The sequence below is a fragment of the Paenibacillus sp. J23TS9 genome, from assembly GCF_018403225.1.
Taxonomy (GTDB): Bacteria; Bacillota; Bacilli; order Paenibacillales; family Paenibacillaceae; genus Paenibacillus_AQ.
On sequence record NZ_BOSG01000001.1, the window covers coordinates 1,230,834 to 1,242,331 of the forward strand.

An 11,498-nucleotide genomic window follows, 5' to 3' on the forward strand; every position below is an offset into this window, starting at 1 on the left:
TATTAATAATATTAATTAATAAAAGAGACTTGGTCTGATGATCAAGTCTCTTTTATATCTTCGTCTGGCTTTATATTTCGTAAATAAGGTTTAAGGCTGTCATGCAGCAGCTGCTTGACCATCTCCCTCAGCTCCATGGGATATATCACCTCAGCATCCGGTCCATATTTTAAAAGAAGTCTGGCTGCATAGGCATATTCTTCTGGAGGAATGTTGCCTTGCCACTCCTGCTGGTAAATATGTTGGTAGAGAGGATCTGATTCTGCCAGCCGGACACCGAGCGGCGTGAATTTGATTTTAGCCGGCACGCCTTCACGGGGATCATCCGCTGCCAGCCATTCCTTAAGAGTGGGAAGAGAGGGGGAGAATTCATCGCGTTTCGTCATTTCGATGATCCGATCCGACCGATAGAGAATAATCCGATCCCTGCTATGCGCAGGCATGTACCAGTATCCATGATCAAAGTAGAGACCAACGGGATATACTTCAGACCATCTTTCTCCAGCAGCAGAGCGATACAGCAGTTTCACCCGCTGTTTATTCATCGCCACCTCCAAAATAAGAGAAGTATAGGGTGACTCGGCATGCGTGGGTACCATCTGAAAAGAGACATAGTCCTTCATTTGATCGATGCTCTCCTGCACATCCTGCGGCAGCTCAGCGTAATAATGCTCGGATAGATGCTCACGAACTTCACCAAAAGGAATGTCGGGAATATGTTCCAGCAGTTTCAGCATGAGAAATAGTCCCATGGCTTCGTCCCGGGCAAGATGAAGAGGAGGCAGCAGCCGGTTGGGAAGTGCCCGATATCCGCCATGCGGACCGGTTTCCGTATAGAGCGGCAGACCAGTCTGCTGCAAATAATCAAGGTCTCGTTGTATGGTTCTGATAGACACGTCAAAACGCTCGGCAAGCTCTCGTGCCGTATACTTCTTGCGGGAATCCAATATTCGCATCAGAGCAATTCTACGTTCATTCATGAAATACTCCCCTTCATACTTAACGAAAAAATAACTACGACAAAGAATGTCATAAATATATTGTAGCATAGGAGATAGAAAGGAGCGATGAACAATGAATAAAGAAAAAGACAACAAAGTGGTGCTGTATATTGCGATGAGTCTCGATGGGTATATTGCGCTACCCGATGACTCGGTAGAATGGCTGGATGATGTTAAGGGAGATGGCGGAGACAACGGGTATGCGGACTTTTACAACACGATAGGAACCGTCATCATGGGCAGGCTTACGTATGAAGTAATATTGAAGCTTTCAGATGATTTTCCCTATGCCGGGAAGCCGTGTTATGTAACAACCCGAACTCCAGAGCAATATCAAAATGAACCGAACGTGACCTTTACGAATGAAGCACTGACTGAACTTGTGCCTCGTTTGAAAAATCAATCGGAAGGTTCGGTATGGCTGGTAGGTGGAGGTCAAATGGTACAGGCCTTCATGCAGGAGGGGCTGATGGAGGAAGCGATCATTGCCATAATCCCTAAAGTGCTCGGGCAAGGCATACCTTTATTTCCGAACGGTACACCGCCAAGTACTTTCGAATTGCGGCAAGTGGAACAGCGAGGAGATATCGTCTTGCTGCATTATAAGGTATAAGAATAGGGAATTGGATGAAGAGAGTGCTTAGCCTTTGTAACCGCGGCTGAAGCACTCTCTTTTTTTGTTAACATAGACCAATTCATCAATTTTGTCCAACACGTAACTGGGAGAAGTACCCCCGAATATAATCCAACAAGAAGCATGTTAAAGCGGAGGGGATCAGCCTGTCAAAGCATTTGCTTATTTACGACGTGGATTGGTGGATTCTGGGTAAGACAGCCAAAGTTATTCAGCAGTATCACCCTGATCTCGAACTGATCAATGCCGCGGGGCTGGATACGCTCATTCAAATGATAGGAAGTCAGGAGGTTAACCGGCGTTATTCTGTTATTAGTACCATGTGTCTGGGTATGGCTGCCTGGGCTATTTTCAAAAATATACGTATCGATTCCTCTGCTGCCGTCTCTTACTACTATTTCAGCTTAAATTACGAAACCTTCCGTGAATGGAAAGATCCGATCCTTCCAGACCCCGACTTTCTCCGATTGGTACTTCCCCGTATCCCGGTCATAGGAGCCATGAATCATAAGCTTGCCGAAACCCTGAAAGAGCTGGTTCCCCATGCTCAGGTAGAGTATATCGGACATTTTGTCGATACGACTAAATTCTCGCCTTCAGATTCGAATCGTGATCTTTCTTTACCTCTTGTTATCGGATGGGCCGGAGACAAGGCAAAGAAGTCCAAAAACTATGATTCGCTCTTTCAACCCATAAAACAGTATTTCGAGCATCAACCGGGAGTGAAGATCGTGGAGACCTCGGGCGGGTATGCTTATGACGACATGCCTTTATTTTACCGTTCTATTGATCTTTTGCTGATCACTTCTGCAAATGAAGGGGGCGGCGCACCGGCCTTGGAGGCTTATGCCTGCGGCAAACCGGTTTTGTCGACCCATGTAGGTTATGTCAAAGAGGCGGCACACACGGATGCTTATCCATTGATTCTGGATAGTGACGACCCGATTGAATTTATCCAAACCATTCAGGACTGGATGCATAAGCGAAACGAGCTTGAGGCGGTTGGTCAACGCTGCCGGGAGGAAGTAGTGAAACATTGGGGGATAGATCAGGCTGTGAACCACTGGTTGAGTGTTCTGTTTAACCGATAGATAGGAGGTAACGAGATGGGAACTTCCAACTGGCAAAATCTTTCGTATTGCGTGGAACTGATCCGCCAAGTAGCTCCTGGCAGAATACTTGATGTCGGCGTGGGTTTTGGCCGCTGGGGCATGATTTGCCGAGAGTTTCTGGATGTGTGGCAGGGAAGGGTATTTCGCGAGCAGTGGACGACAACTATTGAAGGTATTGAGGTGTTTGAACGTAGTATTGATGTATATCATGATTGCTTTTACAACCATATTTACCTTGTGGATGCTTATGAATTCATTGTCAGGCAGCAGAATTCAAAGGGGTATGACCTGGTGATTTTGGGGGATGTTCTGGAGCATTTCACCAAAGAGGATGCGGGTGAGCTATTGAAGTCTTGCCTTGAAATAAGCAGGTATGTGCTTCTGAATATTCCAATCGGAAATGACTGGCCGCAGGGCAGTGAATATGGCAACGACTATGAAACACATCGGAGCGAATGGACGGAAGCTGAATTTGATGTCTACCCGATCGTCGCGAAACAGATGTTCAAGGATTATATCCAGCGGGATTTTGCAACTCTATTACTGCTAGGAAATGGGTGATATTCAATATTCGGCTGGAAAATATACGGAGGAGGCGTATGTGATGGCTGATCGGGGAGAGATGAATGAGGCTTCTATAATCTGCGAAGTACCAGTTGAGTTGATTTTTACAGATATCGATGTGAAATCATCGCAAACAGAACACTTGATTGAACAATTTACCGAGACTTGGTATGAACATCATCTTCAGTACAGCAATATTTCGATCATTAGGTTTGAGCCGCACCGGGAATTATACCGCTACTTTTTGGGACAATCCGCATCCGCAGGCGCCTATTTGGACTGGTACAGCAAAATCCATACCACCCGTGGTTTGGAGCCGCCGATGTCTTCTGAAGAAATCCTGCATCAACGAAAAATGGAGTTCATCAACATGAAAAATGAGCTGTCTAACCAAAGTTCCTTTTTTAGTGAACACCCCATTCACGCAAGCTATAACCCTTCCGGTTATTTTAATATCAAAGATGGCCATCACCGGGCATTGTTTCTGTACTGCTGCGGTTTTCGTAGGCTGTATATGGCAATGAGCAAGGAAAATTATGAGCAGTGGATGAACAAGGAGCAAGCTGCTGTAGTTCAAGAAACCGTACAAACACAGAAACGACAGCTGATCTATACCCCGATCCTGAATCCTGCATTCTACAGCTGGAGAAGTGAGAGAGACGAAATCTACCCTACCAGACTTGATTACATGCTCCGATATCTAGGTCCTTATCATTTACATGAGCTTCGTATTCTCGATATCGGCTGCAATATTGGCTACCATGCGAGATGCTTGACGAGAGAGGGTGCAGAGGTCACTGGTATCGAGCATGATCCCAACCACTTTCAGCTGCTGCAGGAGCTGAACCGTCTGGAGCGAACCCATTTCAGATGGATTCCGGAGCCTTTCGAAACCACGGAAACAGAACGTTATGATATCGGGATTATGCTGACGGTCTTTTACCATGTGATGAAAGATGAAAAAGTCTGCGGCACTTTTCTATCCAAATTGAATGCATCCATTTCTCATCTGCTGTTCTGGGAATCGGGTGACGAAATCGATGCAGAGAAGAAGCTGCTTATGGATAATACGGATTTTACTTATTATGAGAAGCTCGCGGACACCTTTGGAACAGGGAAGTACAGGGAGCTTGGCGTGTTTTTGAAATAATTGAAGCATAAACCTAAGAGGGGGAGAATTACACCATGTCATGCGGTGTTTCTGTTCTCATTCCGTATCAATCGGACGGCGGCCCACGGGACGAGGCTTTTCGTTATGTAAAGGGGTTTTATGAGCAGCAGCTGCCGGAAATTGAAATCTGTGTGGGAGAACTGAGTCATGAAATATTCTGCCGTTCGAAGGCAATCAACAAGGCAGCAGCGGCCGCAAGCGGTCGGATCTTCATCATTGCCGATGGAGACATCATCTATGATCCGGATCTGATGAAGGATGCCTTAAAGCAGGTCGCAGACAACAGATGGATCATTCCTTTTAGCAGTATCACACGCATGACCTATAACAATTCACAGGCGATTCTTCAAAGGGATGCACATTGGCCGCTTCAAATCCCGCTCGAAACGATGCCCGATAACGCCCGATTTTTCGTCGGGGGAGTGAATGTACTTTCAAGGAAAGCTTTTGAGTTGGTTGGGGGATATGATGAACGGTTTATAGGCTGGGGAGGGGAAGACGAAGCTTTTGCGTATTCTCTGGATACGATGGTGGGAAAGCATATTCGCCTTGAAGGTAATCTGCTGCATTTTTGGCATCCGTTTGTCGGACCCGCGGGTAACCCGCATTATGACGCGAATTATTCTTTATTCAATTTGTATAAAGCCGCAATAGGCAATCCGGAAGAAATGAATCGATTGATCCAGGCCAAAGAGAGAGGAGTTTGACAGCCATGAAATTATCTTTGATCGTTCCGGTCTTGAATGAGGAAACATTCATCCCGCTTTATCTGGAAAGTGCAGCCGCTTATGCAGATGAAATTGTTATCGTGGACGGCGGCAGTACAGATCGGACCATTCAGATCATTGAAGCCTATCAGCGGCATTTTCCTATTCGACTCTACAGGATGAACCAAACTGGCTTGCCTTATACAGAAGACTGGAACGAATCCAGAGTCCGTAATTTTCTGATTGACCAGGCTGCAGGGGACTGGATCATGAATCTGGATATCGACGAGCTGATGGACGACCGGTTTCGCGATGTTTTGCCGGAGATCATGAACCGTACGGAGATTGATATTTTCCAGTTCCCATTCGTGAATTTTTGGGGCAGCCCTTGGACACTTCGCGTAAACAGCCCTGGAGATGAAAGGTGGTCAAATGATATTACCCGAATGTGGCGTGCGAACATTGGAATAAGGTACCGTGATGAAAAGCATCATTGCACGCTGGAGGGCAGCGGCGGTCAAAGTATTTGGAGCATTCCGCGCGACCGGGTGGACATAAATATCTATCATTACCATTACGCAATCGGAAGGAAAATCAAATATAACGATAATCGCCGCGGTGACGTGAATGTGCCCAATAATCAGGGAGAACCGGACTGGAGCTTCACGCATGCCGAATACAGTATTGCAACGGCTCCTTTTACAGGAAGTCATCCGGAAGTCATACAGCAGTATCTAAATGTACATCAGCTGTGACAGGATTCATAGGTCATGTAAAAAAGCCTTCAGCATCAGGGAGATGATTCTCATCCGGATGCGAAGGCCTTTTATTTTATGAATGTGTTCCTTCCATTGTCAGGGACTGATTTGGCTCCAATAGCTGATGAACCAAGAGAGGGGCCTGACGCTCTTCAACTATTCTATAGTCCTTCATACTCATTCTCAAATCCTCCAGCTGATGTGCGTGGTAAGAGAGGGAGTCTATCACATTATGATGCGTATGAAAATCCGGAAAGACCTCATTTTCACCGCAGTAAAGAATATATTCGAAGGGGACAAGGCTAAACAAATCAAGTCTGTTAGTCATGTACATCTGCGGTCCGGCTTTGCGTATGCCTACAATATCATGATGATAATATTTGGTCAGATGAATGATGACAATCCATTCTTTATGCGCTGCTAACTGCTTAATCAACTGCTGCCAACGGATGCTCCGCCTCGACCATTCCCTGCCTCCAAGAACAAGGATGCACTTTTGATTATTCTTCTTTAGTCTGCCGGAGACCTCTTCATTTGTTTCTGCACCGAAAAAAAGGTTTTCAGGACGTTTGGGGAGCTGCCAAATTTTATTCCATTTTTGTTCGTAATAAGCTTTGTTCCTCTGCCATAGCGCATCGTATTCATCGGGCTTCAGCTTCTTGATCGTTGCGCTGCCGTGGTGATAGACGAAGGCGTCTTCAATAATCAAGAGCTTATACCCCGCACGTTTCACTCGTTCGCAATAATCATCATCCTCAAACATGCCTATACCGTATTTACTGTCCAAGCCACCGATTTTTTCGAAAACACTTCGTTTCATAGCGACGCAGAAGAAGCCCAACAGCTCCGTATACCGGTAAGATCCTTTGTAATATTGATAAAAATCATGCAGCCATTGCGGATGTGCTCCATCAACCGGATTTCCTACAAAATGGTCGACGGCCTGATCATTGCCGACATGATTGGACATCGGACCGCTCATTCCTATATCATGATTCTTCTCTAGAGGTGCAATCAATCGTTGGATCCAGCTCTCATCCGGGATGATGGTATCATTGTTCAACAGAATGATATAGTCGCCGGTAGCTTTGCGACAGCCCAATGAATTACCTGCAGCAAATCCGAGATTGGAAGATGCATAAATGATTCGGAACAGATCCGGATCGAGTTCTGATAAATGATGCGGTGTTTCGTCTGTAGAACCGTTATCAATGATAATGATTTCCAGATTGGGGTATCGATGAGGCTTCTGCAAGCTAAAAAGACATTGCCGGGTGTACGCCCAGTTGTTATAGGTCAGGATGACGATGCTTACTTTGGGAAACAGCTGTCGCTGTATGGTTTGATGCAATTCCTGGTACCTCATCTCCCAAGTATGGGTGTGTGCATACCGTTGTCTGAGTTCCATTTGCTGCGGATTATTTTCCATAAGCGACCATTCAATTGCATCTTCAAAAGCTTCAGGTGTTCGCGCTATGGAGGTTAACCCGTCTGCAACCATTTCAAGCTCCGGAAGATAAGTGGAGACGACTGGCTTGCCTGCAGACAGATATTCATACAACTTAACCGGGTTAGTTGCCCGGGTGAGTTCATTTTGCAGGAAAGGAATGATAGCCACATCAAACCGTTGCAGATATGAAGGAAGCTCGGTATAAGGTTTTTCACCAAGAAGAAGTACGTTGGGCAGCTTTTCGACTGCCGAAGTGTCACAGCCAAACGTATGACCGATCAGTATAAATGTCCATTCAGGTCTTTTCGTGGCGAGCTTCTCGACGAGCTGAATGTCGAACCAGTCCGATATGGCTCCATAATAACCAATGACAGGACCTTGAACAGAATCGAGTTCCGGGGCTGGGACAGCCTGCGAGGAAAAATGGGAAACATCAGCAGCATTTCGGAGCAAAAGTGTAGATGAATGAAGAGCTTGCATCCGATCGTATAACAGCTGGGATGAAGCGAGCACCAGGTTAGCCTTGCGGGCCAATTGTTCTTCCTGTCTGAGTACTGCCTTTTCATTGGTTGAAAATCCATTGTGTTCGTCCATGCAATCATAGAGAAGGTTGTGGTTTTCCATGGCTGTCACGAGCGGAGTCCAGAATGGAAGATCAACGATCGAGACTAGATGATGAACCTGAAACCGATCTCTGACATAGTCGATTGACCAGCTTAAATACTGAATATCAGCCTGGCTCATTTGGTCTCTATACAGATTAAGGCGTTGGTGTGCACAAAGAGTAACAAGCCAAATATTAGGCTCAATCCGTTTGATTTTGACATGGTGGGCCACTTCTTCATAAGTCGCATTCTTCTGAAGTGCCGTTACTCCGGTAGTTATATAAAAAACACGGTGTCCGTGCTGGGCAAACTGCTGTGAGATCTGCTGCGGTCTTTGCCATCTGAAATCCCAATCAATTACTGGAAAACGGAAGACATCATACATACCAGGTTCCTCCATATAAGACCGCACCTGTGGCGTAACTACCTCAGCAGCAGGAATTTCGTTCAATGGAACCATAACATGACGATTTGGCAGGGGCTGAGTTGGAATACTCATGGGGGATGCTGGATTCATTTGTGGTGGCTTGATATACCGAGTTTTCTTCGGAACCGTTCTTTTGCTTTTTTTATGCTTCAGAGTCGAAGGAGACGCTGATTTAATCATTGGCTTCCGGGGCCTTTTGCGTGGTCTATTCAAGCAGAATTCTCCTCCCTAAACGATTGTCTAGTTCAAAATATGTATCTTGCCGGATATCCGCGTGGGTAAATCACCATTCCAAGTGGATAAAAGGGATGATAATTCGTAAGCTCTTCCATACCTATTTTCAATTTGGTAGGCAAATTGATTATCTTTGTATCTCAGGGGTTACCGCTTGTATGAAAACATCATATTGTACTCATGACCAAGCGAAGGAGGCAGATCCATGAAGCTGCGCAGAAAAACTTTTAACAATACAAATTGTGTTCAAGTTATTCGTAAAAAGAAGCCATCTTCCCATGGGAAGACAGGTTCATTAAGAAGAAAGCTGAACGAGCTTAAAAGATTACTTGCAGGCAGCATAGCTAGACTTGCTGAACAAGTAAGAAGGCTCAGATACCGGGTAAACCGCTTGTCCGCACGTGTGAATTCTTTGCAGGATCAGGTCGAGCTGATGACTGAGAACCAGCAAGGTACGAGAGCCTTTTTTATTAAAAAAGTTAATTCGAAAATAACTATTGAGACCCCGGCGGGTACCGTTTTCGGAACACTTACCCTGGTTGGGGATGACTTTATTCAACTCAGAGAACCCGATGGAAGTATTGTTCTGATACCGCTGCGGAGTGTATTGTCAATACTCTAATATTAAAAAAATGAGGAGGAATAAAGACCATGAATTTCTTGGAAGCTTTGAATACGTTTATGGGCAGGATGTCAGAAGTCGTTCAGCCGGGGCAATTTTTACAGGGGAGATTGGCATCAGTCTCTAATGGCCTGGTCACTGTACAGCTTGTAAGCTCTAACTATATACCGACGACTCAGGAAGTTACCGCAATAAGCGATAATATTACTTTCGTCCGAATTCTTCCATAGTACATGAACAGAATCAAACTTAGAAGCTTAGAAGTTCTGATCCAGCATCCAGGAACTCCACTTTTTGAATTCCTGTGTATGGATATGCGTAATACTGCTGCTGCGGATCCGCCGGTTATATAGTGGGAGAGGGATGTAATGCAATGTTTCTGTTTTTGCAAACCGGGCAAGTATTTCAATATCCTCGTACAATCTTCCATTCCAAGGTGCAGAAGTGTTCCAGCCGTTACCATCCTTAAGCGATTTGGTGAGAAACATTCGGGGAGCAATCGCTAAGCCTTTTTCAAGAAGACCCTGATATGTGAGGGTGGGTGGAGAATTGACTCCCCGGTAGATGAGCTGTCCATTTAGGCGCTCTGTCCATTCATGATGATCCGCATAGATTACATCAACGGGTTCCATACCGCAAGCTTCATCAGCAAGCTTCTGCAAGCAGTCCACAGTCAGCCAGTCGTCAGCATCGAGCTCGAGCAGCCAGCTGCCCTTGATCTTCATTAGGGCTCTATTCAGGCATGCTGCTTTTCCTTGGTTATGTTCTTGGATCAAGCATTGAATCCGCGGGTCTTTTTCAAGTGTGTTTAGAAGCGCTTGGGTTCCGTCGGTCGATCGGTCGTCAACGATAATAAGTTCCCAATTCTTATAAGATTGGGCGAGAACGGACCGGATAGCCCATGGCAAGTAGTTCGCATTATTATACGTACACAAAACGATGGATATTAATGGATTTAGTGTTTTATCCTGTTGGTGATCTCCTTGTGCGTAAAGATTCTTAAGCAGGAGCATCAATTCTTTTTTCTCTATGTCGTTGTTCTTCCAATGCAGGATGTCAGCCTTTGATGGTACGATCGTATCCGTTGTTACAAATAGCCATGAGTAAGAGTTCAGAAGCTGAAATTGCTTATCTATAAGTACATAAAGATCAAAGGGGAGATGGCTTCGTTCGGTAAAACCATTATTGGGTTCTGCTATTACGTTAGCCGTACGCCATAAGATAGCGCCAACGCATTCAAACTTCTGTGATTCTTCGAAGTGTACTGCGGGAAGGGGTTGAATAATGATCCCGGCCAAGTCATGCACCATTTCGGTCTGCCATTGCTGAAGCTGTTCTTTAAAAGCAGGTTTAATGGTATCGCCTGCATAAAAGGTAAGAAAAAATGGTTCATCATAGGTTGCTAAAATATCGTTTAATTTCGCAGCAGTATCCAGTACTGGCAGCCGCACGGGGGTTATTTCGGGAAGTGCGTCCCGAAGAGAAAGTTCGGTTTGGAGCGCATTCAATTGGCTGCCTCTAGTGATAATAAATGCAATCATATAGCTACTCCCTTCCGTTGAATGCCTATAGAATGAGGTGTTACCCAATGACAGGGTATGCAGCATTTGCCTATGTGACACGAAGAGTTTCCTAATTCAAATAGAAAAAGCCGCATTTCTGCGGCTTTTTCTGATGTACACGGCTAACCAATCTTTGACTTACCGGTTATCGATCTTCTCCGGATACAAGTCATGATTCATCAGACGCTGCTCGGCCATCTGTTCAAACTTGGTTCCGGGTTTTCCGTAGTTGCAGTAAGGATCGATGGAGATTCCGCCGCGCGGCGTGAATTTGCCCCACACCTCAATGTACCGTGGCTCCATCAGCTTGATCAGATCATTCATGATGATATTCATGCAGTCCTCGTGGAAATCGCCGTGATTGCGGAAGCTGAAGAGATAGAGTTTCAGAGATTTGCTCTCCACCATCTTCACATCCGGAATGTAGCTGATATACAGCGTTGCGAAGTCCGGTTGGCCGGTGATCGGACATAGGCTCGTAAATTCCGGAAAGTTTAATTTCACAAAATAATCGCGGTAAGCATGTTTATTGTCAAAGCTCTCAAGCACCTCGGGTGCGTATTGAAATACATACGTAGTCCCTTGATTGCCGAGTAGCGTTAGATCTTTCATTTCTTCAAGTTGTCTGCCTGTCATCTCGGAAAAATCCTC

At 45.4% G+C, this 11,498-nt stretch carries 12 protein-coding genes; 8 read left to right on the forward strand and 4 right to left on the reverse strand.

What is annotated here, in order from left to right; all coding sequences use genetic code 11:
- Positions 1-41: 41 nt before the first annotated feature.
- Positions 42-980: a helix-turn-helix transcriptional regulator gene (locus KJS65_RS05960; RefSeq protein ID WP_213648995.1), complete on the reverse strand. Its 939-nt coding sequence runs from the start codon at positions 978-980 to the stop codon at positions 42-44.
- Positions 981-1,074: 94 nt separating this feature from the next.
- Here KJS65_RS05960 and KJS65_RS05965 point away from each other — a divergent pair, with 94 nt between their 5' ends.
- The 6 genes from KJS65_RS05965 to KJS65_RS05990 all read left to right on the forward strand — a co-directional run bounded on the left by KJS65_RS05965 (position 1,075) and on the right by KJS65_RS05990 (position 5,944).
- Positions 1,075-1,614: a dihydrofolate reductase family protein gene (locus KJS65_RS05965; protein ID WP_213648996.1), complete on the forward strand. Its 540-nt coding sequence runs from the start codon at positions 1,075-1,077 to the stop codon at positions 1,612-1,614.
- Between the two features lie 179 nt (positions 1,615-1,793).
- Positions 1,794-2,726, forward strand: coding sequence for a glycosyltransferase family 4 protein (locus KJS65_RS05970; RefSeq protein ID WP_244864395.1), 933 nt, complete (start codon positions 1,794-1,796; stop codon positions 2,724-2,726).
- Positions 2,727-2,741: 15 nt separating this feature from the next.
- Positions 2,742-3,308, forward strand: a complete 567-nt coding sequence (locus KJS65_RS05975; protein ID WP_213648997.1) for a class I SAM-dependent methyltransferase — start codon at positions 2,742-2,744, stop codon at positions 3,306-3,308.
- 43 nt (positions 3,309-3,351) lie between these two features.
- A complete protein-coding gene (locus KJS65_RS05980; RefSeq protein WP_244864396.1) occupies positions 3,352-4,461 on the forward strand; it encodes a class I SAM-dependent methyltransferase in 1,110 nt (369 codons plus the stop codon).
- A gap of 35 nt (positions 4,462-4,496) precedes the next feature.
- Complete coding sequence (locus tag KJS65_RS05985) at positions 4,497-5,189, forward strand: galactosyltransferase-related protein (RefSeq protein WP_213648998.1); 693 nt, start codon at positions 4,497-4,499, stop codon at positions 5,187-5,189.
- A gap of 5 nt (positions 5,190-5,194) precedes the next feature.
- Positions 5,195-5,944 carry a glycosyltransferase gene (locus KJS65_RS05990; RefSeq protein WP_213648999.1) on the forward strand — a complete coding sequence of 250 codons (750 nt, stop codon included), beginning with the start codon at positions 5,195-5,197 and terminating at the stop codon, positions 5,942-5,944.
- A 76-nt stretch (positions 5,945-6,020) separates the two neighbouring features.
- Here KJS65_RS05990 and KJS65_RS05995 read toward each other — a convergent pair whose 3' ends face one another.
- On the reverse strand, positions 6,021-8,402 hold the full coding sequence (locus KJS65_RS05995) for a glycosyltransferase (protein ID WP_244864397.1): 2,382 nt from the start codon (positions 8,400-8,402) through the stop codon (positions 6,021-6,023).
- 466 nt (positions 8,403-8,868) lie between these two features.
- Between KJS65_RS05995 and KJS65_RS06000 the strand changes: the two genes are divergently transcribed.
- Together KJS65_RS06000 and KJS65_RS06005 are read left to right on the forward strand one after the other, a co-directional pair.
- Positions 8,869-9,285: a hypothetical protein gene (locus tag KJS65_RS06000; RefSeq protein ID WP_244864398.1), complete on the forward strand. Its 417-nt coding sequence runs from the start codon at positions 8,869-8,871 to the stop codon at positions 9,283-9,285.
- 29 nt (positions 9,286-9,314) lie between these two features.
- Positions 9,315-9,515, forward strand: coding sequence for a hypothetical protein (locus KJS65_RS06005; protein WP_213649000.1), 201 nt, complete (start codon positions 9,315-9,317; stop codon positions 9,513-9,515).
- A gap of 27 nt (positions 9,516-9,542) precedes the next feature.
- On the opposite strand, the gene KJS65_RS06010 is transcribed toward KJS65_RS06005, so the two are convergent.
- Both KJS65_RS06010 and queF read right to left on the reverse strand, forming a co-directional pair.
- Complete coding sequence (locus KJS65_RS06010; RefSeq protein ID WP_213649001.1) at positions 9,543-10,826, reverse strand: glycosyltransferase family 2 protein; 1,284 nt, start codon at positions 10,824-10,826, stop codon at positions 9,543-9,545.
- Positions 10,827-10,985: 159 nt separating this feature from the next.
- Complete coding sequence (queF, locus tag KJS65_RS06015; protein ID WP_213649002.1) at positions 10,986-11,483, reverse strand: preQ(1) synthase; 498 nt, start codon at positions 11,481-11,483, stop codon at positions 10,986-10,988.
- Between the last annotated feature and the right edge of the window lie 15 nt (positions 11,484-11,498).

What these genes read in the sequence shown, in the direction of transcription:
- KJS65_RS05995 (WP_244864397.1), bottom strand. Translation starts at nt 8,402, where the DNA reads ATGGAGGAACCTGGTATGTATGATGTCTTCCGTTTTCCAGTAATTGAT.
- queF (WP_213649002.1), bottom strand. Translation starts at nt 11,483, where the DNA reads ATGACAGGCAGACAACTTGAAGAAATGAAAGATCTAACGCTACTCGGC.
- KJS65_RS06000 (WP_244864398.1), top strand. Translation starts at nt 8,869, where the DNA reads ATGAAGCTGCGCAGAAAAACTTTTAACAATACAAATTGTGTTCAAGTT.
- KJS65_RS06010 (WP_213649001.1), bottom strand. Translation starts at nt 10,826, where the DNA reads ATGATTGCATTTATTATCACTAGAGGCAGCCAATTGAATGCGCTCCAA.
- KJS65_RS05985 (WP_213648998.1), top strand. Translation starts at nt 4,497, where the DNA reads ATGTCATGCGGTGTTTCTGTTCTCATTCCGTATCAATCGGACGGCGGC.
- KJS65_RS05990 (WP_213648999.1), top strand. Translation starts at nt 5,195, where the DNA reads ATGAAATTATCTTTGATCGTTCCGGTCTTGAATGAGGAAACATTCATC.
- KJS65_RS06005 (WP_213649000.1), top strand. Translation starts at nt 9,315, where the DNA reads ATGAATTTCTTGGAAGCTTTGAATACGTTTATGGGCAGGATGTCAGAA.
- KJS65_RS05960 (WP_213648995.1), bottom strand. Translation starts at nt 980, where the DNA reads ATGAATGAACGTAGAATTGCTCTGATGCGAATATTGGATTCCCGCAAG.
- KJS65_RS05965 (WP_213648996.1), top strand. Translation starts at nt 1,075, where the DNA reads ATGAATAAAGAAAAAGACAACAAAGTGGTGCTGTATATTGCGATGAGT.
- KJS65_RS05980 (WP_244864396.1), top strand. Translation starts at nt 3,352, where the DNA reads ATGGCTGATCGGGGAGAGATGAATGAGGCTTCTATAATCTGCGAAGTA.
- KJS65_RS05975 (WP_213648997.1), top strand. Translation starts at nt 2,742, where the DNA reads ATGGGAACTTCCAACTGGCAAAATCTTTCGTATTGCGTGGAACTGATC.